Raw genomic sequence first — 21,129 nt, 5'->3', positions numbered from 1 at the left:
GGCGGCCTTCCCCCGGCCCGGAGGAAGGCCGCCGCACCTGTCAGCTGTGCTCGACCGCGGCCTGCTCGACGGGCAGCGCCGCCACGTACCGCCGCATGAAGGCGTTGAAGCCCGCCACGTCCTCCGGATCCGGGGCGGCCGTGTCCAGCCGCGCGTCCGCGAAGACCGTGGTGTTCAGGAAGTCGGCGAGGCTCTGACCCGGCTGCTTCGCCGTGACGAAACCGGCGAGCACGGCGATGCCCCAGGCCCCGCCCTCGGCCGCCAGGTCACCGACCGACACCGGCGTGTCGATCGCCGCGGCCAGCAACTTCTGCGCCACGCCCTCGGTCTTGAACAGGCCGCCGTGCGCGAACATGCTGTCCAGCTGCACCGACTCGGCCTTCTGCAGCACGTCCATGCCGATGCGCAGGGTCGCCAGCGCCGAGTAGAGCTGGGTACGCATGAACGAGCCGAGGCTCAGTGCGCTGCCCGGCTCGCGCAGGAACAGCGGCCGGCCCTCGTGCAGCTTGGTGATCGGCTCCCCGGACAGATAGTTGAACGCCATCAGCCCGCCACCGTCGGCCGCACCGGTCAGCGCCGACCGGAACAGCGTCTCGAAGACGGTGTTGGTGTCCGCCTTCGCCCCGAGAGCGGCCGCGAACTCGGCGAACAGCCCGGCCCACGAGTTGAGCTCGCTGGCGCCGTTGTTGCAGTGCACCATCGCCACCAGGTCGCCGGCCGGCGTGGTGACCAGGTCGATCTCCGGGTGCATCCGGCTCAGCGGGCCGTCCAGCACGATCATCGCGAAGATGCTGGTGCCGGCGCTGATGTTGCCGGTGCGGCGGGCGATCGAGTTGGTCGCGACCATGCCGGTTCCGGCGTCGCCCTCCGGCGGGCACAGCACGGCGCCCGGTTGCAGGGTCCCGCTCGGGTCGAGCAGGCGTGCCCCGGCCTCGGTGAGCGTGCCGGCCTGCTCGCCGGCGGGCAGGACGGCCGGCAGCAGTTCGGCCAGCTTCAGCGGCACCCGTCCGGCGGCGAGCTCGTCGAACTGCTCCAGCATCCGCGCGTCGTAACCACCGGTCGCGACGTCGATCGGGAACATCCCGCTGGCGTCACCGACGCCGAGCACCTGCCGGCCGCTGAGCTTCCAGTGCACATAGCCGGCCAGGGTGGTCAGGTGGGCGAGCCGGCCGAGGTGCTCCTCGCCGTTGAGGACCGCCTGGTGGAGGTGGGCGATGCTCCACCGGTGCGGGATGTTGTAGCCGAACAGCTCGCTGAGCTGCTCGGAGGCGGCTCCGGTGTTGGTGTTGCGCCAGGTGCGGAACGGGGTCAGCAGCTCGCCCTCGCCGTCGAAGGCCAGGTAGCCGTGCATCATCGCGGAGACGCCGAGCGCACCGACGGTACGCAGCTCCGCGCCGTACCGCTTCCGGACGTCCTCGGCCAGTGCCGCGAAGCAGCCCTGCAGACCCTGCCAGACCGCCTCCAGGGAATAGGTCCAGGTGCGGTCGACGAACTGGTTCTCCCAGTCGTGGGCGCCGACCGCGATGGCCGCGTGGTCGGGGCCGGTCAGCACAGCCTTGATCCGCGTGGATCCCAACTCGATCCCGAGCGCGGTCCGGCCCTCTTCGATCGCTTCGCGCAAGCCGGCCGGCGGCCGTGCATCCGTATCAGTCATGGTCATGTCTTACCGCACTCCAGCCAGTGGACGAGACCGACCCGGGTACAGATTCGAAATCTGATCGTCTTTTCTTTGCAGCGCTGCAAGATTCGTCACGTCCAGGGAAGCGCGGCGCGGGCCCGCCAGTAGCCCTCACTCGGCTCGGCGAGCCCGGCGAGGCGGTCCATCTCCGCCGCGTCGAGCCGGACGGTGGCGGCCCGCAAATTCGACGCCAGCTGGGCACTGGTGGCGGCACCGGACAGGACGACCGTCGCCCACGGCTGGTGCAGCGCGGCGGCGAGTGCCACGACGTCCGGCTCCGGCCCGAGCCCGGGATGTGCGGCCAGCCGCCCGTTCGCCAGCGCTTCCTTGACGATCACCGCGCGACCGGCGGCGTGCGCCTCGGCCAGGGCCTGCGCCGCGCCGGTCTCGAGCAGGTTCCAGGTGGCCTGCACGGTGCGGAACAGCGGAACCCCGTCCACCTCGATCGCGCAGGCCGCGCGGATGGCGTCGGCCTGTGCCGGGCCGCTGGTCGACAGGCCCACCACCGCGCCCTGACCGGCCAGGCGGCGGTGCAGGTCCCGGTCGGTGAGCGCCGGGCTGTCCGGTGTGACCGAGTGGATCTGGTAGAGGCCGAGACGATCGCCGAGGAGCATCCGGGTCTCGCGGATCTGCCGGTCGAAGGCGGCGGTGCTGTGCTCCTTGACCTCGTGCACGCCGGCGGTGACCTGCCAGTCCGCGGTGTAGGTGTAGCCCCACTTGCTGCCGATGACCGCCTCGTCGTGACCGGGCAGCCAGCCGGCCAGGAACTCCTCGGCCCGGCCGTAGGAACGGGCCACATCGAAATACCGGACCCCGGCCGCGTACGCCTCGTCGAGCAGCCGGTGCGCCCGGTCGCGCATCGCCGTCACCGTGCGAGCGGGCGGCAAGTCCCGGTCGCGGCCCAGCGTGATGTATCCCGGGCGGCCGACCGCGGCCAGACCCAGTCCGATCCTGGCCACGCCGGTCAGCCCTCCGAACAGTTCCACAGCGGTAATCCAACACCATGCCGGTGGCGGCCACTGTGGAACTGGCGCGAGCCCGCGCCTCCGGCGACGAACTGCAAGGGCACTTCCCGGCGGTACGGCTGGGCGCGCTCGCCAATCGTGCCCTGCTGCAGCGGGCCACCCGGTACCTCGCGCGGGAGGCCGGCATCCGGCAGTTCCTCGACATCGGCACCGGGCTGCCCACCGCCGACAACACCCCTCGGAGTTCGGCACCCCCGAACAGCAGGCGTTCTACCGGCAACTCGTCGAACAGGGCCGCTCCGACGTCTGGACCCGCCCGCCCGACGAGTTCGCCGCCCTCTTCGACGGCCTGGAGCTCGTCGAGCCGGGTGTCGTCCCGGCAGGCGAGTGGCGGCCGGAGGACGGCGCGGAGATCCCGTCCCGCTCCGACATCAACATCTGGACCGCGGTGGGCCGCAAACCCTGACGACCGCCGCCCGCGATCTTGTGAGGTCGTGCCGTCCCAGCTCCCAGGATCGCTCCCGGTGGTAGCCGATGCCGACCTCAGGCCGGCGCGTACGGCTGGTCCTCGGCGGGGCCGGACCGATCAGCGGCGAGGCCGTCCGTCCGGGGTGCCGCCTCCAGGGCCTTGTTCACTGCGGCGAGCAGCTCGGCGGCGGTGAACGGTTTCTCGATGACGTCGGTCTCCGGTGTGCACAGGCGATTCGGCCCGAGGATGCCGTCGATGTAGCCGGATACGTAGAGCACCGGCAGCTGAGGGTGGGTACGGCGCAGGATCTCGGCGAGGCGCGGGCCTGACATGTCCGGCATGACCACATCGGCTATCAGCAGGTCGCAGCCTTCGTCGGCATGTACGGCGAGGGCGTCGGGGCCGCTGACGGCGGACCGGACCTGATAGCCGCCGGCGGTGAGTATCCGGGCGATGCTCGAGCCGAGGGCGGGTTCGTCCTCGACGACCAGGATCCGCTGGCCCCGGCCGTGAGGCGCCGCGGATGAGGCAGGACCGGTGGACCGGATTCGTGCGGTGTTCCGGCGATCGGGAAGTACAGCCGGAATGTCGTGCCGATCCCCAGCTTGGAGCAGACGTCGATGGCGCCACCCGCGGCGGTGACGATGTTGAGGACGTTGGCGAGCCCGAGGCCGGTGCCGTAACCCTTCGGCTTGGTGGTGAAGAACGGTTCGAAGATGCGCTTCACGGTCTCCGGAGGCATCCCGGACCCGGTATCGGTGACCAGGATCTGAAGATATCGGCCGGCCTTCACCGGCGGGTGCACGTTCGCCTGGTTCTCCTCGAGAACGACGGGGGAAGCGGCGATCACCAGGGTGCCGCCGTCGGGCATCGCGTCGCGGGCGTTGACGGCGAGGTTGACCAGGATCTGCTGGATCTGGCCGGCGTCGGCGCAGATCGTCAAGGGGGTGACCGACGGCATCACCACGAGCTCGATGTGTTCGCCGAGCGTTCGCGCGAGCATCGCATGGGTCTCGGCGATCGCGATGTTGACGTCGAAGATCTGTGGCCGGACGGCCTCGTGCCGGATGAAGCAGAGGAGCTGTGCGGTGAGCCCGGCCGCCCTTTCGGCGGCCCTGCGGATGTGCGCCAGATCCTCACGAGCTTCGGCCGAGGCATGCTCGGCGACGAAGTCGGTGTAATTCAGGATGATGGCGAGAACATTGTTGAAGTCGTGCGCTATGCCACCGGTCAGCTGCCCCAGGCTCGCCATCCGGTGGGCCTCCCGCGCCCGGTCCGCGACCGCCCGCTGGCGCGCTCCGGCGAGGATCGCGCTGGTCAGCGCCAGGGCCGCGGCGACGATGGTCAGCACGATGATGTAGCGCCGGGTGGCGGCGCCCACCGACTCCAGGCGGTCGAAGCTCGCGTTGACTGCCGACGCCGACAGCTGCGCGGTGGTGTCGCAACCGCCGGCGATCTGCACATAGAGTTCGATCTCGCGGCCGAGGACGAGTTCGGATGCGGCTCTGCGGTCCACCGTCCCACCGGTCCGGTACAGCCTCACGACCTTCTCGTCGACGGACATGAACTCGTTGAAGGCCGCCCGGACGGCGCTAACGGTCCGGGTCGCCTCGGCCGAAGCGGACAACGACTCCAACGCGCGCAGTTCGCTGTCGAACCTCGCGGCCGCGTCGAGGAACCGCGCCCGGCCGGCTGAGGTGTCGCTGGCGGCGCCCGGCACCGCGCGGACGATGTCCAGGGCGTACGCCGTCTGCCATCCGTTGAAGTCCGCCGCCCGGAACTTCACCTGCTGAGCGGCCTGAGCCAGCTGCTGTGCCCGCTGCGCCTCGTCGGCCATCGCCTCCTGCCGGTGGGAGACCGAGAAACCCAGCACGGCCACGGCGATCAGCACCGTGATCGTTGCCGCATTCATCAACAAACGCTTTCCGGCCCGGTGCCTCGACAGCCAGGTCATCTGCCCAGTGTCCCAAAAGCCGCCGGGCGACGCTCTCTTTTCCCTGGTCGGACGATCCCCGGGACGGCGCCACGAGATACGAGGCGGACCCTAGCGCCCGGCCCGCGCGGTCACGGCCTTCTCCCAGATCAGACGGACGGCCGGCAGGACCTCGGAGACTGCCGGGATGCCGGGGCCCGGTTCGCGTACGCCGATGGTGAGCGCGGGCGCGGACCGTTCCAGCGACCCGGCCATCCGGTCGATGTCGTTGATGATCGAGCCGGTCAGTACCAGCACGCCGGTGTCGTCGAGTTCGGTGCGGACCTTTCGCAGTGTGCGCCGGCGCTCCTCGCGCAGTCCGTCCAGCAGCTCGTGCAGGTTGCCGGTGTCGTGCGTGGCGTCCGCGTGCGGGTCGTCGACCAGCGCGGCGTGCGCCGTGAAGGCGCCGGACGCGGTCGCCAGGACCTGCCCGATCTGCTCCGGCACACCCGGCGAGCCGGGTGTGGCGGCGGCGTCGAACATCGTCCGGGCCACCGAGTTGACCTGCTGCACCCCGTGTTGGAGGGCCCGCAGCGTCTGGTCCAGCGGTGTCACCCGGGCGGCCGGGGTGGTCAGCGACCAGCGGGCCTGCCGCGACAGCTCCTCGACCGCGGTGACGGCGTCCGCCACGTCCTCGTCGAGCTCCCGCGAGCGGGCCAGCCACTGTGCGGCCTGGTCGCGGTCGTACCCGTCGCGGACGCCGTCGGCCAGGCGGCCGAGGAGGCCGGCGATCTCGTGCGACAGGTTCGCCAGCCGGTGCCGGGCCCGCTCCAGCGGTGTCATCCCGCCGACCAGCGGCGACAGGATCACCCCGACCACGATGCCGAGGACGGTCGCGGCGACCCGCTGCCACACGAAAGTCTCGGTGACCACGGTGCCACCGACGAGGATGCCCAGTGAGGTGAGCGGCACGGTGGCGGAACTGTCGCCCAGGCGCAGCAGCCGGCCGAGGGCGAGCCCACATCCGGCGATCACCGCGATCGTCCACTCGCTGGCCCCGAACACGCCCCACACCACGACCGCGACGGCGATCCCGGCCAGGGTGCCGACCAGGCGCTGGGCGCCCTCACGGACCGAGGCGTGCGAACTCATCTGCACCGAGAGCGTCGCCGAGATCGCCGCCGTGACCGGGCCGACCAGGTGCAGCGTCTCAGCCGCCGACCAGGCGATCCCGGCGGCCACGCCGGTCACCAGCACCGAACGGGCGGTCTCCGGCTCGACCCGGTCCCGGCAGCGGCGGGCCAGCCGCCACAGCCGCGCCGGGACGTGCGGGCGCAGGCGGGCGATCACCGCCCGGCCGGTCGCCTCGACGACGGGCCGGACCTTACGGCGCAGCAACGCGGCGGCAACCGCGCAGAGCGAGAGACCGGCGACGACGACGGTGAGCGGACTGGCGGACTGGACGAACGTCTGCAACAACACGGCGACTTTCTCTCGGCGATCACTTCCGACGCAAAAGCTATCGGCGAGAAAAGCCGCTAAATGGCGAAAAAGCGGGAATGTGATGACCGTCGCGCCCGAACCGGTTACCCGCCGGTCATCCCTCGGTGCTCGGCCAGTTCCAGGTCGATGAAGGCCCCGATCATCGCCCGGTACACGCGTTCCACCACGTCGGGGGAGGCACCCGACTCGCCGGCCAGCGTTCGCACCTTCGCGATCACCTGCTCGACGCGCGCGGGTGCCCGTACGCCCTGCTCATCGGTTTTGAGGGTGGCGGCCCGCCGGACCTGGACCTCCCGGGCGGCGAGAAGGGCCACCATCCGGATGTCGATCTCGTCGATGGCGCGGCGGACGTCGGCCAGGGTGGGTTCGGTATCGGTCACCGCTCCAGGGTGGCATCGGGTGTGACGTCGCGCCCGCCGGGGCAGTGCAGAAGGATGCGAACCACATCGATCCGTATCGTAACGACCGCCGGCCTGCTCGCCGCGTCCCTGACCGGATGCACCGCCGGGACCGGAACCGCGGCCCCGTCCGGAAGTGTGACACCGGTCAGCGCCTCGTCGTCGAGTGCCCGGGTCGCGGGCATCCCGGCCGCCGCCCTGCTGCAGCCCGCCGACGTGCACGACGCGAGGCCCGAATCGCTCGAGGAGGGGGAGTTCGCGCACGTCCGGCCGTTGCGCCCGTGCCGGGGGGACCGCTACCCGAGCGACGCCACGCGCACCGACGCGGTCGCCAAGCGGTACGTCGTGCCGGGGGAGCAGGGCGGCAGCACCCCGAGCGTGATCGTGCAGTTCGTCGGCCGCCACACCTCCGGTGGGGCCGCCGACCAGGTCCGCGACATCCTGGCCGCACTGGACCGCTGCCCCGGCGGACTGGGCAAGGACGAATACAGATGGGACGTCCTGGAAAGCAGTGCGGAGACCACGCTGGTACGGATCGGTCAGCGCTTCAGCTACGCCGACGAGGAGCCGGCGACGGTCAACCACTACGCGGCGCTGACCCGCGTCGGCGACGCCGTCATCGTGGTGGCCGACCTGGGCTGGGAGAACATGGACGGCTCCGAGCCGCTGGTCCGCGAGCTGATCACCAAGGCCCGCGAGCGAGCCGCCGCGATCCCCGGCTGAGCGGCGGATCGATCACGATTCGTCGGGTGTGTTGAGCAGTTCCCGCAGCAGCCGTTCGTCGTTCTCGTCGAGATTGCTGACGAAACGGCGCAGCACCGACGCCCGGTCGGGCTCGACCGCCATCAGCCGGCTCATCCGGTCGGCGACCAGGCCGGCCGGGTCGGAGAGCGCGCCGTACCGGAAGGCCCGCCCGTCGCGGTGCCGGGCCACCTGACCCTTCTCGTGGAGCCTGGTCAGCGTGGTCACGACCGTGCTGTAGGAGAGGCCGCCGGTGGGGTCGAGGGCGTCGCGGACCTCGCCGGGTGTCATCGGCTCGGCCGCGGTCGTCAGGACGGTGACGATCTCGGTCTCCAGCTGCCCCGGCCGCCGCCTGCCCGGCGAGTTGCTCACCACCCGACTCTAGCGATCACGTGAGCAGTGCCCGGCCCCAGTGGTCGTCGGCGGCGACGAGTCCCGGTGGGCAGGCGAAGAGGCCGCTGGACACGTGCCGGATGTACTCGTTCATGACGTCCTTGCGGGCCAGCGAGGCCTGCACCGGCACGAACTGCCGGTGCGCGTCGCGCTGGTAGGAGATGAAGAACAGGCCGGCGTCGAGGCGTCCCAGCCCGTCGGAACCGTCGACGTAGTTGTAGCCGCGGCGCAGCATCCGGGCACCTTTGTTCTGGCTGTGGTGGGCGAGCCGCACATGGGCCTCGAGGGCGATGACCGGTTCACCCTCACCGTCGACGGCGGTGAAGTCGGGCTCGTCGAACTCGCCGGAACCGGTGAGCGGCGCGCCGGTGCCCTTGGTGCGGCCGACGATGGTCTCCTGCTCGCCGAGCGGGGTGCGGTCCCACGTCTCCACGATCATCCGGACCTTGCGGGTGACCAGGTACGACCCGCCGGTCATCCACTCCGGCCCGTCCCCGGGTTTGACCCACAGGTGTTCGTCGAGCAGGGCGGTCTCCTCGGCCTTCAGGTTGGCGGTGCCGTCCTTGAAGCCGAAGAGGTTGCGCGGGGTGTCCTGCCCGACGGACGTGGACGACGTCCGGCCGAAGCCGAGTTGCGACCACCGTACGCTCACCACGCCCATGCCGATGCGGGCCAGGTTGCGGATGGCGTGCACGGCGACTTGCGGGTCGTGGGCGCACGCCTGGATGCAGATGTCGCCGCCGGAGATCTTCGGGTCGATGGCGTCGCCGGGGAAGTGCGGCAGGTCGGCCAGGGCCGGGGGTTTGCGGTCGGCGATGCCGAACCGGTCACGGCCGGAGGTGTCCCGGAACAGGCCGGACCCGAACCCGATGGTCAGCGTCAGCGCGGAGGCAGGCAGCCCGATGGCCTCGCCGGTGTCGTCCGGCGGGGCCTCCGGGATGCCGCCGACCGCGCCGATGGTGCCGGCGTCGAGGCCGGCGGTCATCCGCGCGGCGGCGGCCGTCCAGGCTTCCAGCATGGCGAGCAGTTCCGCCTTCTTGCTGGTGATCACGTCGAAGGCGACGAAGTGCAGGCGATCCTGGGCCGGGGTGATGATCCCGGCCTGCCGGGTGCCGTAGAACGGCACGGCGTCACCGGGCCCGGCGGCCGGCACGGGTTGCGGCTGCTCCGGCCTGGTCATGGCGACGACGCCGCCGGTGGCGGCCAGACCGGCCACTCCGGCACCGGCCAGTCCGATCATCCTGCGGCGCTTCATCAGATCAAACCCCTTCGACGGTACGGTCGACAGCTGCGTGAACTACTTGCCGGCGACGAGCCCGGCGACCTTGCTGATCGGCTCGGCCAAGGCGTTGATGTCGTCGCTGAGCTGCTTGAGGTCGGCTTCGGTGAGCTCGTTGTGCAGCTTCCAGCCGTCACCGGCGCGGTGCTTCTCCAGCGAGGCGGTGACCGCCGCGAACTTCTCGTCGAGGGTCTTCACCAGCGCCGGGTCCTTCTCCTCCAGCGTCGGGCGCAGCGCCGCGATGGCGGCCTTGGACCCCTCGACGTTGGCGTTGAAGTCCCACAGGTCGGTGTGCGAGTAGCGGTCCTCCTCGCCGGTGATCTTGCCGGTGGCGACCTCGTCGAGCAGTTCCTTGGCGCCGTTGGCCAGCTGCAGCGGCGACAGCGGGGTGCTGTTGGCCAGGTCGACGATCTTCTGCACGTCGACGAGCAGCTTGTCGGCGATCGGCCCGGACTTGCTGATGTCCCCGGTCTGCCAGAGGTCCTTCTCGATCCGGTGGTAGCCGGTGAACTCCTGGCCGGGTTCGAGGCCGTCCTCGCGGCCGTCGATGGCCGGGTCGAGGTCGCCGAAAATCTCCGCGACCGGCTCGATCCGCTCCCAGTAGGTGCGCGCCACCGGGAACAGCGCCTTGGCCTTCTCCTTGTCGCCCTTCTTCACCGCGTCGACGAACTCGGTCGTCTTCTCGATGAGCGCACCGGTCTGGCTCTTGACGTACCGCTGGTAGTCGGCGGTGGCCTGGGCCAGCTTGGCGTCCTCGGTGAGCGGCGCGCTGGAGCCGGTGACGGTGAACCCGTTGCGGATCCCCTTGCCGATCATGCCGGGCTTGCAGGCGGTCTCGTACCGTCCGGCGGCCAGTTCGACGATCAGCTCACGAGACAGGCCGGGCGCGATGTTCTCGACCTCGCCCATCACCCGGTCGCCGGGCGCGTACACGTAGAACTCGGTGACCTTGGCGCCCTTGTTCGCGACGGTGAACGTGACCGTGCCGGCGGCGGACTCGGCCTTGCCGACCTGGCACGAGGTGTCGGAGGCGGCCACGGCGATCTTCCCGTCACCGGCCTCGGCGGTCTTCGTGGCGTCGTCGCCGCATCCGGTGATCAGCAGCGCGGTGGCGCCGGTGGTGGCGAGCAGGCGTGCGGTGGTGCGCATGGTTCTCCTAGGAGGCCGGGGTGGGCGAGGGGACCGGCGTACGGGCCGGCCAGAGAAAGAGGACGAGAACCGGGATGCCGTAGGCGAGCCACACCACGGTCTCCAGAACCGTCGGGGCGGGCGTGAAGTTGACCATGCCGCGGAGCAGTTCCGCGTACCACGTCTCGGGCGGTACCGCGCCGCTGACGTCGAAGGCCAGGTCGTTGAGGCCGGGCAGGGCACCGGCCTCCTGCAGGTCGTGCACGCCGTACTTGGCGATCCCGGCGGCCACCAGGACGAGCAGTGCCCCGGTCCAGGTGAAGAAGCGGGACAGGTTGATCCGTACCGCGCTGAGGTAGAGCAGCCAGCCGAGCGCGACCGCGGTGGCCAGGCCGAGGGAGACGCCGAGCAGCGGGCGGACGCTGTCGGAGGTGCCCTGTGCGGCCGCGTAGAACAGGATGGAGGTCTCCAGGCCCTCCCGGATGACGGCGAGGAACGCCACCGAGACGACCGCGACGGGTCCCAGGGAGATCGCCTCCTCGAGCCGTCCGCGCAGCTCGGCCCCGATCCGGCGGGCCATCCGGCGCATCCAGAAGATCATCCAGGTGACGAAGGCGACGGCCACGAAGGACGCGATCGCCTCGAAGAGCTCCTGCTGGGTGAACGTGAGGCGGGCCGCGCCGGCCTGGAGCAGGGCGGCGAAGCCGATCGAGAGGGCGGCGGCGGCGGCGACGCCGGCCCAGACGTGACGCAGCAGATGCGTCCGTCCGGTCTTGACCAGGAACGCGACCAGGATGGACACCACCAGGGTGATCTCCAGGCCTTCGCGCAGACCGATCAGGAAGATGGCGGTCATCGCGACTCCCGAGGTTAGCCATACCTAAGTGCTGGTAAGGCCAACCTTCTTTTATTCGGTTGTAGAAGTCAAATCACCGTCCGGGCAGAGCCGCCACGATGAGTTCGCCCAGATCCCAGGCCGCCTCCACCGTCCATGCCAGCGAGAACAGTGCCAGGGCCAGTGGCGCCACCGCTGCGATCGGCGAGACCAGCCGGCGTCGGGGCGTCAGCAGGCTCGTCACCCGCCGCGGGACCACTCCGCCCGGCGACGCCGCATGCAGGCCTGCCGTCACGACCGGCCGGGCCGTCGCCGCCAGCGCCGCCGCCCCGATCGCCCGCGCCACCGTCCGCCGCGACCCCACCTCGGCCGCCGCGTGCTCGTCCGCGGCCCGTTCCACCAGGTAGTCCACGTGCCTGGTCACCCACCACAGTGCCGGATGGGACGCCGCCGCCAGTTCGCTGATCCGGATCAGGCGGTGATGCCGGGCGTCCAGGTGAGCCTGCTCGTGCGCGAGCAGGGCCGCGAACTGCTCGTCCGTCAACGCCTCCCGCATTCCGGTGGTCACCACCACATGACCGGGCTTTCCGGGTACGGCGAACGCGTGCGCCGCCGGGTCGGGGACCACCACGAGTGGCCCTTCCGCCGGATCCGCTCCGGCGAGCGCCAGCAGGCGCCGCTGCCGCCGCCACGTCAGCGTCACCGCGATCGAGGCCGCCGTCAGCAGCACGACGCTCAGCCAGGACACCCACGCGAACCGGGCCGTGTCCTGCACCACCACCCGCGACGACCAGCCGAACACGTTCGCGACCGCGGGCACCTCGGCGACCGCTTTCAGCGCGAACACCAGCAGGTTGACCAGGCTCGCCACCGCCGTCCCGGCCGCGGACCAGGCCATCACCGGCGCGGCGACCCGGGGTGCCAGTCGTTCCGCGAGCAGTCGTGCGAGCACCACCAGAACCGGCGGGACGACGACAACGGAAACGAGAAAGTGGTCGAACATAAGGGCAGGCTAACCGCTGCTGGGGCGCTCGACGCGGGCCGTAGGTCACACCATACGCACTTCGCCTCCGAGAACGACATCTACGACGCGATGTTCGGTGACGCCTGGACGCGCAGCCCGGCCCGCATGGCCAGAGCGAAGAGCACCGGATCGGCCGGCCGGCGTTGCCACCGCACCGACGGGTGCGCCTCGTCGAGCGCGGCTGGCGCACAGGTCCGCAGTCTGGTCCGGTACGTGGCGAGTGCCTCCCACATCGGCAGTGTGCCGAGGTCGGCGGCCAGGTGTGCCGTGTCCAGGATGGCGGTGTCGGCGCCGGAGCCGGCGGGCATCCCGCTTTCAAGGTTATTTAAGGATCCCGCCCTCGGGGATTCTTGAGCATCGATCGATGAGCTGCTTTTCTTAACCAGTCTTACAATTTCCCCCTCGTACGGTAGTGAGGTCATCCCCATGCGAAGGCGCACCCTGCTCGCCGTTGCCCTGTCCACCACCGCTGCCGGCGCCCTCGGGGCTGTCGGCATCGGTGACGCCTCGGCCGCCACGCTCGACCCCGGCCTGCCGCCCGGCGGCAACTTCGAGCTCTCGGTCTGGTCGCTGCAGCTGCCCAGCGGCTCGCCCGGCAGGCCCGACACCATCTCGCCCGGACAGCTCGAGGCCGGTTACACCAATTCTTCGTTCTTCTGGACCGACTCCAACGACGGTTCGATGACGTTCTGGGCGCCGGAGAAGGGCGTCACCACGCCGAACTCCAAGTACGCCCGGTCCGAGCTGCGCGAGATGAACGCCAACGGCAGCGCAGCCAACTGGGCCCTCGCCGGCAACCACACCCTCAGTGCCCAGCTCCGGATCGTGTCGGTCACCAAGAACGTGGCCGTCGGCCAGGTGAAGCTGGGCACCGGCGGCCCGTCCACCAAGCCGCTGGCCGAGCTCTACTACCGGCCGAACGGCGACATCTTCCTCGGCACCCAGAACTCGCCCGACGCCAGCGGCCAGACCCTTCACAAGGTCGGCAACGTGGCGCTCGGTACGAGGTGGACCTACGTCATCAACGTCAGCGGCAGCAAGATCAACCTCACCGTGAACGGTACGCGGACCACGTACACCATCCCGTCGGCCTTCAAGCCGTACCGGCAGTACTTCAAGGCCGGCTCCTACAACCAGTCCTCGTCGGAGAGCACCACGAACGGCGCGAAGGTCAAGTTCTACAGCCTGACCGTCGAACACGGCTGATCCGCGCCCCGGCAGCGGACGCGGCCGTCCGCTGCCGGCCGGGTGTCGTATTGTCGGACGGTGATCGATTCCGCAGCGAGCCGCGGCAACGCCGCGACCAAACGTGCCACCGCTGGTCCGTCGCGCAACAACGCGGGTGGCCCGCCGCTGAAATCGAAAGCCGAGAAGCGTGCGGAGGCCAAGGCCGCCAAAGCACGCGCCCGGGCGAGGCGCCGGCGCCGCCAGGCACTGACCGTCGGTGGTGCCGCGGCGGCCGTGCTGGCCCTCGTGATCGGGCTGGCCCTCTGGATCGGTAACTCCTCGTCCCCGCCGAGCACCCCCGCCCCCAGCGCCGATGCCGCCACCGGCGCCGACGCGGCGTTCCCGCCACTGCCCCCGGGTGCCGATCCGGCGCTGGGCCGCAAGCCGGCCGTGACCGCGGGGACCGGCACCGTCACCGAACTGAAGACCACGACCCTCATCGAGGGCACGGGCGCGGCGGTGCAGCAGGGCCAGACGATCGACGTGAACTACGTCGGCGTCACCTACCGCGACGGCAAGGAGTTCGACGCCTCCTGGGACCGTTCCAAGGCGTTCAGCTTCGCGGTCGGTGCCGGCAAGGTCATCCCGGGCTGGGACAAGGGGCTGACCGGCGTGAAGGTCGGCAGCCGGGTCCAGCTCGACATCCCGTCCGACCTGGCCTACGGCGACAACCCGGGCGGCGGCCGGCCGGCCGGGGCACTGCGCTTCGTCGTCGACGTCCTGTCGGCGTCCTGACCACATCCGTCGCTCAGGCGGCGTACGTGTCGAAGAGGGTGTTGCGGAGGACGCGGTGCGGGTCGAGACGGACCTTGGCGGCCATCGCCGCGTCCCACATCGGGTGACCGCGACGTAACTGATCTCCGGTGGCATGCAGGCGGTACGGCAGGTAGAACGTTCCGCCCACCGAGATCGCCGCGTCGATCAGTGCCCGCGCGGCGTCGCGCATCCGCCCGTCGCCGCGGGCTGTGCGTTCCTGCCGGAAGCTCATGACCAGCCCGAACACATCCTCCCGGGCGTAGGCGAGGGTGCTGCGGCTGTCCCGTCGCACGTCGCGGACGGTGATGTTGAGCAGTTCGACGCGGCCGGCCCGGATGATGTCGCGGGCCTGCTGGACGAAGTCCCACAGCCGCTGCTGGGGGACGAAGTACTCGTGCAGGATGTCGCAGGTCTGCGCGGACCGGTCGGCGAACACGGCAGCCGGTTCGTTCTGGATGCTGCTGCGGCTCATCGGCCCGGCCAGCCACGGCGCGGCGTCGCGTTCCAGCCACCAGCGCAGCGTCTTGCCGACGTCGCTGCCGGCCGAGTTACGGAACACGGCACGCTGCAGTTCCGGCGCGCCGGGACGGGACAGCGGCAGGACCGTGCCCACCGTGCCCGGCTCGGGCGTGAACCGGACCATGATCGCCTCCTCGAGGAAGCCGGGACCGGGCGACAGGAAACCGCCCGGACCGATCGACAGCCGGCCGTACGCCATCTCGGCGCTGCCGGGCAAGGAGGTGAACGTGGAGACGTACTCGCGGGTCGGCATGGCGTCGAAGGTGGGCGTGTAGATCGCGTCCGGCCACACGTCGAGGTCGGCTTCGAGGATGATGCCGAACAGTCCGTAACCGCCCAGGACCAGCCCGAAGAGTTCCGCGTTCTCGGCCGGTGAGCAGGTCAGCACATCCCCGCCGGTGGTGAGCAGGCGCAGGCTCCGGACGGTGCCGGCGATCGGCGGGTGCCCGGTGTGCCAGCCGTGACAGTTGACGCTGAGTGAACCGCCGACGGTGAAGTCGTGGTTCGACTGCATCACCTTGGGGGACAGGCCGGCGGCGTTCAGGACCGGGATGAGTTCGCGCCACGTGGTGCCGGCTCCGACCCGTACGACCCGGCCGGCCCGGTCGAGGTCGATCCGGTTCATCGGCCGGGTGTCGAGCATCCAGCCGCCGGCGAGCATGCTCTGCCCGCCCATCGAGTGGCGGACGCCGGCAACGGCAAGCGGCGGATCGTCGCCGGCGGCGATGCGGCGCAGGAGCGGCCGCAGGGTCCGGGCGGTGCCGTCGGGCGACGGGGACGCGAACACCACGCCGCGCACCGCCGTCGGGTTGAGCCGGCTCCCGTCGTCGAGCACCGCACCCGGGTCGCCGGTCTCCGGGATCTCGCCGCGTCCGGCCCACCGGCCGGCGGCGAACGCCCCGCCGCAGCCCAGCAGCATGCCGCCCGCCGCGGTCGCGCCGTGCGTGAGAACCTGCCGCCGTGTCGGCCGCCACCGCCCCATACGGGCACTCCCGTCGAAGAACTTGATGCCAGGATGTAAGTCTCTACGACTGAGGAGGTTCGTTGGGCGTCTACGACTTCGTGGACACGTTCGCCGGTCTGCCCGTGGTGCGCTGGGACGAGGCGGAACCCGGCGATCCCGCGACGGTGGCCTGGAGCATCTGCAGCGACTACGGAGCGCATGAGATCCCGGCGGTCTTCGAGGAACTGCTCGCCAGGACCGGGCCGGGCGGCCCGGCCGCGCTGATCGTCCAGGACTGGGGCGAGCCGCACGCGTCGCCGTTCCCGATGGATGTGCTGACCGGGAACGCACACCGGCTTCGCAATCTGCGCGCACTGTTCCTCGGCGAGATGACCGGTGAGCAGTGCGAGATCTCCTGGATCAAACAGGGCGACATCACCCCGATCCTGAAGACCTTCCCGGCGCTGACGCACCTGTGGATCCGGGGCGCGGACGGCCTCGAGCTCGAACCGGTGCGCCACGAGAACCTTCGCGAGCTGGTCCTGCAGTCCGGTGGCCTGCCGGCTTCGGTCGTACGGGCGGTGGCCGCCTCTGACCTGCCGGCCCTGGAGGGCCTGGAGCTGTGGCTGGGCGTCGACGAGTACGGCGGCGACGCGGTGGCCGACGATCTGGCCCCGATCCTGTCCGGCCGGTCGCTGCCCGCGCTCACCCGGCTCGGCCTGCGGAACGCCGAGATCACCGACGACATCGCGGCCGCCGTCGCCGCGGCCCCGGTGGTGGCCCGTCTCGAGGTCCTGGACCTGTCGATGGGCACCCTGAGTGACACCGGGGCCGAGGCACTGCTGACCGGGCAGCCTCTCACCCACCTGCGGCGCCTGGACCTGAGCCACCACTTCATGTCGCCCGAGCTGGCCCAGCGGTTCACCGACGAACTACCGACGGTGGCCGTCGACGTGTCGGAGGAGCAGCAGGAGGAGGAATGGGGCCGTTACACCGCGGTCAGCGAGTGACGCCGGATCTCAGGCGGCGGCGTCGTCGAGCCGGACGCGCAGCTTGGCCAGGGCCTTGGTGAGCAGCCGGGACACGTGCATCTGAGAGATGCCGATCTGCTCGGCGATGTCACTCTGGGTGAGGTTCCCGTAGAACCGGAGACTGATGATCTTCTGCTCGCGCTCGTCGAGCCCGGCCAGCGCCGGACCCAGGGCGATCCGCAGCTCGGCGAGCGCGAACCCGTTGTCCTCGCTGCCGAGCGTGTCACCGAGCGTCGTGGTGCCGTCCGCGCCGGCCGGTGCCGACAGGCTGGCCGAGTTGTAGGCGCGGGCGCCTTCCAGGCCCTCGAGCACCTCCTCCTCGGTGATGCCGAGGTGCGCGGCGATGTCCGCGACCGTGGGGGAGCGGCCCAGCGTGTGGCTCAGGTCGTGGTTGGCCGCGGTGATGCTCAGCCGCAGCTCCTGCAGGCGCCGCGGCACCCGGATCGACCAGGTACGGTCCCGGAAGTGCCGCTTGAGCTCGCCGACGATCGTCGGGATGGCGAAGCCGGCGAAGTCGATGCCGCGCTCGGCGTCGAACCGGTCCACCGCCTTGATCAGGCCCATCACCGCGACCTGCTGCAGGTCGTCGACCGGCTCGCCGCGCCCGGCGTACCGGCTGGCCAGGTGGCGGGCGAGCGGCATCCACGCCTCGATGGTGCGGTCCCGTAGCCGGGACCGGCCGGGATGACCGGCGGGCAGGGTGGCGAGCGCGTTGATCAGCTCACCGGCCCGGTCGGTGTTCTCGGCGGTGCGGTGGTCAACGGTGCGTACGGCTACCGTGGTCATGACAGGGCTCCTCGCGTCGGTCGACGGACGGGCAGCCGCTGCTTGACTGCAGGTCGTTAGGGAATGCCCTGAATCCCGGCCGGCTAACCTCGGCCGGCCGGATTTTCGTCAGTTCCGGTGACACCGGGGCAACCGGACGACGATCCGGGTACCCGGCCGGTGCCCCGGATCCAGGCTGATCGTGCCACCGTGCGCCTCGACCAGGCCGCGGACCAGCGGCAGGCCCAGCCCGTTGCCGAGGATGGCGGTGTGCCGGGCGTTGGCGCCCCGGTGGAAACGGGTGTAGAGATGCTCGCGGTCGGCGGCCGGGATGCCGATGCCCGAGTCGGCGACCGCCAGTTCGGCCACTGCCGGGTCCTCGCCGCTCGCGGTGTTCACGATGTCGCCTCCGTCCGGGCTGTACTTGACAGCGTTGGACAGCAGCTGCCCGACGATCTGGCGCAGCCCCTCCTCGTCGGCCTCCAGCTGCAGGGCCGGCGGCATCTCGGTACGCACGGTCACCCCGGCCGGGGCCGACAGGCCGGCCACGACCGCCGCGACCACCGCGGTCAGGTCGGTGGGTCCCGGCCGGATCCGGTGGTGGCCCGACTCCAGCGCGGTCAGTTCCAGCAGGTCGTCGATGATCCGCTGCAGGTGGTCCACGTTGCGGCGGATCGCGCCGATCATCTGCTGCTGCTCGGGGTCGTCGATCTCGTCGGTGAGCAGTGTCGAGTAGCTGATGATCGAGGTGAGCGGGGTACGCAGCTCGTGGCCGACCGGGGTCAGGAAGTCGTCCTGCGTGCGGTGCAGTTGCATGGCCAGGTCCCGGCTCCGGCGACGGGTGAGGAACTGCCCGAGCTGCGCGGCGACGCCGTCGAGCAGGCCGGTCAGCAGGAACTCGTCGTACTCGGTGGTCGCGCACAACGTCGCCAGCACGCCGAGCACCTGCTCGCCGTCGCAGACCGGCACGGTGAGACTGGCCCGCAGGCCGCGTTCGGCGGCGGCGTGCGCGAACCCGTACGCCGCGGGGGTCCCGGTGTAGCGCGGATCGGTCAGGTCCGGGATCCACAGCGGGCGGCCCGACGCCCACACCCGACCCGGTCCGGCGTCGCCGCGCGGAATCCGTTCCGGCACCAGATCGTCGACGTGCACGCCGGGGGCACTCCAGTGCGCGGCCGTCCGCAGTACGTCGGCGACCTCGTCGACCAGGAACAACGCCACATGCGGCCAGCCCAGGGCGGTGCCGAGCGCCCGTAGCAGTGGAATCGCCACCTCGTCCAGGTCGTCGGCGTCGGCGAGCAGGTGCATGATCAGCAGCTCGCAGTCGCGGAACCGTTCCCGTCGCCGCCGTTCGGTCACGTCCTGCACCGTGCACAACGCGCCGAGCAGTTCACCCGAGGCGCCGTGGATCGGCTCGCCGTTGGTGAGCGCGTACCGGTCCGGGGCGCCGGGCGTGCGCAGCACCGTCTCCACGTCCCGGACACTGTTGCCGGCCAGAGCCCGTATCAGGGCCAGATCGTCGAGCGCGTTCGGCGTACCGTCGGGATGCCGCAGCCTGTCGCTGATCGCGGCCATCGCCGCAGCCGGGGACAGGCTCGCATCGAGATCGCAGAAGCGGCGCAGGGTCCGGTTGAACAGCACCGGGCGACGGTCCACGCCGACCGCGACGACACCTACCTGCAGGCTGTCGAGCAGCGCCGTGATGAACCCGCGCTGGGCGTGGGCCTGTGCGGCCGGCACCATCGTCCGGTCGTCGATCGGCCCGAACAGTCCGGACAACGTCGTCTCCGGGCCGGCATCGGCGCCCAGCAGGGCCGCCACCTCGGTCAGCGTCGTCAGATCGGTGGCCGACCAGGCGCGCGGTGCGGTGTCCAGGACGGTGAGCGTCCGGAGCTCGCGTTGCGGGTCCGCCGGTACCGGCACCATTGCCAGCGACCGCGCCCCCAGAATGGTGACCAGCGGATGTGCGGCCAGTTCCCGGTCGGCGAGCAGATCACCGACGGTCATCCGCCGACTCGGGCCGCCGATCCGGGGCAGCGGGCCGGTCCGGGGCAGACCGAACGCCCCGAGCAGCCGCTCGCCGTCCGGGTGATCGGCACTGATCACCACCATGGGCGCACCGAGCAGGCGGGCCACCATCCGTGCGGCGGCGTCCGACGACACCCGGACCGCCGGTCCTGCCGGCCTGAGGCGCGACTCCTGAGAGTCACTCGTGCCCACCATCACCCCGCCCCCCGATCCTGGGCTCCGCGGCGCTGACGACGCCCGGCGAGCCAGAACCCCTGCCGCCGAGCGAGAGGACACCTTCCGCATCGGCATGGCGCACCGGGGGTTGAGCCTTTCCGGTCCCGATCCGGCCCGGCGGGCTCAGGAGCTGAGCGCGGGGCCGCGAAGAAAAGGACTTCGGTCCCGTCCGCACCGGTCCAACGGCCCCCTCCGTCGTGATGATCACCGGATCCGGCCGGGCGCCGCGGGCCGGGCTGGAAGGCACCCGCGGGGCGGCCGCCTGCATCGGGGGAGTGGCCTCTCTGGAGCGTCCGTGCCGGCGAACGGCTGACCCCGCTCACCCGATCGAGCTACGTCTTTTTGCCACCGGCGCGGGTTGACCGAGAATGTCTCTCGCTGCCGGTTCAGCCAACAGCCGACACGGGTGTGCTGACTGCCTGCCGGAGCGGTGGAGGGGATGCGATGAGACCCGCATGCGTGGAGTACGTCGCCGCGACCAGCGTCGACGACGTGCTGGAAGCGCTGTCGGACGGAACGACGGACGTGCTGGCCGGTGGGCAGAGCCTCCTCGTCGAGATGGCCGCACGCGGCGAATCACCCCGGCGGGTCGTCGACATCAACAGGGTGGCCGGACTCGGCACCCTGACCGGGGACGGCGGGACGCTGCGGGTCGGGCCCCTGGTCCGGCACCGCGCCTTCGAGTCCGCGACGGTCGGCGGGCCGCTCGGTGACCTCATGCGCCTGGTCGTCTGCCACATCGGGCACCCACCGATCCGGGCCGTCGGAACGATGCTCGGCAGTCTCGCCCACGCGGACCCGGCGGCCGAGTGGCCGGTCCTCGCGATCACGGCGCGGGCCGAATTCGTCCTGACCGGCCCGGACGGGTCACGGACCGTACCCGCCGAGCGCTTTTTCACCGGGCCGTTCACGACGGTGCGCCGCCCGGACGAGTTCCTCTCCGAGGTCCGCTACCCGGCGTTTCCCGCGGGGACCGGGACAGGCTACGCCGAGGACCGCAGGGTCACCGTCTATCCGCAGGCGGCCGCCATGGCGGCGGTGACCGTCACCGGCGGTGTCGTCGCTGCCGCGGCGATCGGTCTGGTCAACGCCGGTCCGTGCCCGGTCCGTGCCCACGCCGCGGAGAACGTGCTCCTCGGCGGGCCCCTCTCGGACGCGGCCATCGGCGCGGCCGCGGAGGCCGCCGCCGAGATCGACGCCGGTGACAACGCGCGGCGGGTGCGCAAGGCCTTCCACGTCCTGACCCGCCGGGCACTCACCCAGGCACGGGACCGCTGCTGAGGTATCTCCCGCACGGGGTTCCGGCCGGCTCCCGCGCG

20 protein-coding genes and 2 pseudogenes are annotated in these 21,129 nt (G+C 71.1%); 7 read left to right on the top strand and 15 right to left on the bottom strand.

The features are described from left to right. Positions 1-40: 40 nt before the first annotated feature. Both AB0G04_RS34930 and AB0G04_RS34925 read right to left on the bottom strand, forming a co-directional pair. A complete protein-coding gene (locus AB0G04_RS34930) occupies positions 41-1,654 on the bottom strand; it encodes an FGGY-family carbohydrate kinase (RefSeq protein WP_360991829.1) in 1,614 nt (537 codons plus the stop codon). 95 nt (positions 1,655-1,749) lie between these two features. Beyond that, entirely contained in the window at positions 1,750-2,664 is a 915-nt protein-coding gene (locus AB0G04_RS34925; RefSeq protein ID WP_360991826.1) for an aldo/keto reductase, read from the bottom strand. A 17-nt stretch (positions 2,665-2,681) separates the two neighbouring features. Between AB0G04_RS34925 and AB0G04_RS34920 the strand changes: the two are divergent. After that, positions 2,682-2,819 (top strand): annotated as a pseudogene (locus tag AB0G04_RS34920) (hypothetical protein); the annotation flags it as partial. A gap of 134 nt (positions 2,820-2,953) precedes the next feature. Next, a pseudogene (locus AB0G04_RS34915) lies at positions 2,954-3,109 on the top strand (SAM-dependent methyltransferase); the annotation flags it as partial. A 77-nt stretch (positions 3,110-3,186) separates the two neighbouring features. On the opposite strand, the gene AB0G04_RS34910 reads toward AB0G04_RS34915, so the two are convergent. The 4 genes from AB0G04_RS34910 to AB0G04_RS34895 all read right to left on the bottom strand — a co-directional run bounded on the left by AB0G04_RS34910 (position 3,187) and on the right by AB0G04_RS34895 (position 6,907). Beyond that, on the bottom strand, positions 3,187-3,558 hold the full coding sequence (locus tag AB0G04_RS34910; protein WP_360991959.1) for a response regulator: 372 nt from the start codon (positions 3,556-3,558) through the stop codon (positions 3,187-3,189). Further along, positions 3,468-5,024 carry an ATP-binding protein gene (locus AB0G04_RS34905; protein ID WP_360991823.1) on the bottom strand — a complete coding sequence of 519 codons (1,557 nt, stop codon included), beginning with the start codon at positions 5,022-5,024 and terminating at the stop codon, positions 3,468-3,470. Before AB0G04_RS34905 ends, AB0G04_RS34910 begins: the two co-directional genes overlap by 91 nt. A 132-nt stretch (positions 5,025-5,156) precedes the next feature. Next, on the bottom strand, positions 5,157-6,506 hold the full coding sequence (locus tag AB0G04_RS34900; protein WP_360991821.1) for an aromatic acid exporter family protein: 1,350 nt from the start codon (positions 6,504-6,506) through the stop codon (positions 5,157-5,159). A 104-nt stretch (positions 6,507-6,610) separates the two neighbouring features. Beyond that, entirely contained in the window at positions 6,611-6,907 is a 297-nt protein-coding gene (locus AB0G04_RS34895; RefSeq protein WP_360991818.1) for a chorismate mutase, read from the bottom strand. Between the two features lie 54 nt (positions 6,908-6,961). On the opposite strand from AB0G04_RS34895, the gene AB0G04_RS34890 reads away from it, so the two are divergent. After that, on the top strand, positions 6,962-7,648 hold the full coding sequence (locus tag AB0G04_RS34890) for a hypothetical protein (RefSeq protein WP_360991816.1): 687 nt from the start codon (positions 6,962-6,964) through the stop codon (positions 7,646-7,648). Between the two features lie 12 nt (positions 7,649-7,660). Here AB0G04_RS34890 and AB0G04_RS34885 read toward each other — a convergent pair whose 3' ends face one another. The 6 genes from AB0G04_RS34885 to AB0G04_RS34860 form a co-directional block, all read right to left on the bottom strand. Then, positions 7,661-8,038, bottom strand: a complete 378-nt coding sequence (locus AB0G04_RS34885) for a BlaI/MecI/CopY family transcriptional regulator (RefSeq protein WP_360991814.1) — start codon at positions 8,036-8,038, stop codon at positions 7,661-7,663. A gap of 16 nt (positions 8,039-8,054) precedes the next feature. Then, positions 8,055-9,314 carry an iron uptake transporter deferrochelatase/peroxidase subunit gene (gene efeB, locus AB0G04_RS34880; RefSeq protein WP_360991811.1) on the bottom strand — a complete coding sequence of 420 codons (1,260 nt, stop codon included), beginning with the start codon at positions 9,312-9,314 and terminating at the stop codon, positions 8,055-8,057. Positions 9,315-9,356: 42 nt separating this feature from the next. Beyond that, positions 9,357-10,487 (bottom strand): iron uptake system protein EfeO, encoded by a 1,131-nt coding sequence (gene efeO, locus AB0G04_RS34875; RefSeq protein WP_360991808.1) that lies wholly within the window; start codon positions 10,485-10,487, stop codon positions 9,357-9,359. A gap of 7 nt (positions 10,488-10,494) precedes the next feature. Beyond that, positions 10,495-11,322: an iron uptake transporter permease EfeU gene (gene efeU / locus AB0G04_RS34870; RefSeq protein ID WP_360991805.1), complete on the bottom strand. Its 828-nt coding sequence runs from the start codon at positions 11,320-11,322 to the stop codon at positions 10,495-10,497. Positions 11,323-11,395: 73 nt separating this feature from the next. Further along, positions 11,396-12,304, bottom strand: a complete 909-nt coding sequence (locus tag AB0G04_RS34865; RefSeq protein ID WP_360991803.1) for a M56 family metallopeptidase — start codon at positions 12,302-12,304, stop codon at positions 11,396-11,398. An 80-nt stretch (positions 12,305-12,384) separates the two neighbouring features. Further along, the gene (locus AB0G04_RS34860; protein WP_360991800.1) at positions 12,385-12,633 is read right to left on the bottom strand and encodes a hypothetical protein; all 249 of its coding nucleotides are present in this window, start codon (positions 12,631-12,633) and stop codon (positions 12,385-12,387) included. A 118-nt stretch (positions 12,634-12,751) separates the two neighbouring features. Between AB0G04_RS34860 and AB0G04_RS34855 the strand changes: the two genes are divergently transcribed. Both AB0G04_RS34855 and AB0G04_RS34850 read left to right on the top strand, forming a co-directional pair. Beyond that, a complete protein-coding gene (locus AB0G04_RS34855) occupies positions 12,752-13,531 on the top strand; it encodes a polysaccharide lyase family 7 protein (RefSeq protein WP_360991797.1) in 780 nt (259 codons plus the stop codon). A 60-nt stretch (positions 13,532-13,591) separates the two neighbouring features. Next, positions 13,592-14,287, top strand: a complete 696-nt coding sequence (locus AB0G04_RS34850) for an FKBP-type peptidyl-prolyl cis-trans isomerase (RefSeq protein ID WP_360991794.1) — start codon at positions 13,592-13,594, stop codon at positions 14,285-14,287. A gap of 13 nt (positions 14,288-14,300) precedes the next feature. Here the strand turns inward: AB0G04_RS34850 and AB0G04_RS34845 are convergent, their stop codons facing one another. After that, complete coding sequence (locus tag AB0G04_RS34845) at positions 14,301-15,809, bottom strand: FAD-binding oxidoreductase (RefSeq protein WP_360991792.1); 1,509 nt, start codon at positions 15,807-15,809, stop codon at positions 14,301-14,303. 62 nt (positions 15,810-15,871) lie between these two features. Here AB0G04_RS34845 and AB0G04_RS34840 point away from each other — a divergent pair, with 62 nt between their 5' ends. After that, positions 15,872-16,780, top strand: a complete 909-nt coding sequence (locus AB0G04_RS34840) for an STM4015 family protein (RefSeq protein WP_360991789.1) — start codon at positions 15,872-15,874, stop codon at positions 16,778-16,780. A gap of 9 nt (positions 16,781-16,789) precedes the next feature. On the opposite strand, the gene AB0G04_RS34835 is transcribed toward AB0G04_RS34840, so the two are convergent. Together AB0G04_RS34835 and AB0G04_RS34830 are read right to left on the bottom strand one after the other, a co-directional pair. After that, the gene (locus AB0G04_RS34835) at positions 16,790-17,587 is read right to left on the bottom strand and encodes a SigB/SigF/SigG family RNA polymerase sigma factor (RefSeq protein ID WP_360991788.1); all 798 of its coding nucleotides are present in this window, start codon (positions 17,585-17,587) and stop codon (positions 16,790-16,792) included. Between the two features lie 108 nt (positions 17,588-17,695). Then, positions 17,696-19,729 (bottom strand): ATP-binding protein, encoded by a 2,034-nt coding sequence (locus AB0G04_RS34830; RefSeq protein WP_360991786.1) that lies wholly within the window; start codon positions 19,727-19,729, stop codon positions 17,696-17,698. A 525-nt stretch (positions 19,730-20,254) separates the two neighbouring features. Here AB0G04_RS34830 and AB0G04_RS34825 point away from each other — a divergent pair. Beyond that, complete coding sequence (locus AB0G04_RS34825) at positions 20,255-21,091, top strand: FAD binding domain-containing protein (protein ID WP_360991783.1); 837 nt, start codon at positions 20,255-20,257, stop codon at positions 21,089-21,091. Positions 21,092-21,129 lie beyond the last annotated feature (38 nt).

This window comes from Actinoplanes sp. NPDC023801, assembly GCF_040639655.1.
GTDB lineage: Bacteria > Actinomycetota > Actinomycetes > Mycobacteriales > Micromonosporaceae > Actinoplanes.
This window is presented reverse-complemented; position numbering and strand designations above follow the sequence as displayed.

Excerpts from the sequence above, each read along its gene's own strand:
- AB0G04_RS34905 (WP_360991823.1), bottom strand. The coding sequence starts at position 5,024 with ATGAATGCGGCAACGATCACGGTGCTGATCGCCGTGGCCGTGCTGGGT.
- AB0G04_RS34865 (WP_360991803.1), bottom strand. The coding sequence starts at position 12,304 with ATGTTCGACCACTTTCTCGTTTCCGTTGTCGTCGTCCCGCCGGTTCTG.
- AB0G04_RS34890 (WP_360991816.1), top strand. The coding sequence starts at position 6,962 with ATGCGAACCACATCGATCCGTATCGTAACGACCGCCGGCCTGCTCGCC.
- efeB (WP_360991811.1), bottom strand. The coding sequence starts at position 9,314 with ATGAAGCGCCGCAGGATGATCGGACTGGCCGGTGCCGGAGTGGCCGGT.
- AB0G04_RS34845 (WP_360991792.1), bottom strand. The coding sequence starts at position 15,809 with ATGGGGCGGTGGCGGCCGACACGGCGGCAGGTTCTCACGCACGGCGCG.
- AB0G04_RS34855 (WP_360991797.1), top strand. The coding sequence starts at position 12,752 with ATGCGAAGGCGCACCCTGCTCGCCGTTGCCCTGTCCACCACCGCTGCC.
- efeO (WP_360991808.1), bottom strand. The coding sequence starts at position 10,487 with ATGCGCACCACCGCACGCCTGCTCGCCACCACCGGCGCCACCGCGCTG.
- AB0G04_RS34835 (WP_360991788.1), bottom strand. The coding sequence starts at position 17,587 with ATGACCACGGTAGCCGTACGCACCGTTGACCACCGCACCGCCGAGAAC.
- efeU (WP_360991805.1), bottom strand. The coding sequence starts at position 11,322 with ATGACCGCCATCTTCCTGATCGGTCTGCGCGAAGGCCTGGAGATCACC.
- AB0G04_RS34860 (WP_360991800.1), bottom strand. The coding sequence starts at position 12,633 with ATGCCCGCCGGCTCCGGCGCCGACACCGCCATCCTGGACACGGCACAC.
- AB0G04_RS34930 (WP_360991829.1), bottom strand. The coding sequence starts at position 1,654 with ATGACTGATACGGATGCACGGCCGCCGGCCGGCTTGCGCGAAGCGATC.
- AB0G04_RS34825 (WP_360991783.1), top strand. The coding sequence starts at position 20,255 with ATGAGACCCGCATGCGTGGAGTACGTCGCCGCGACCAGCGTCGACGAC.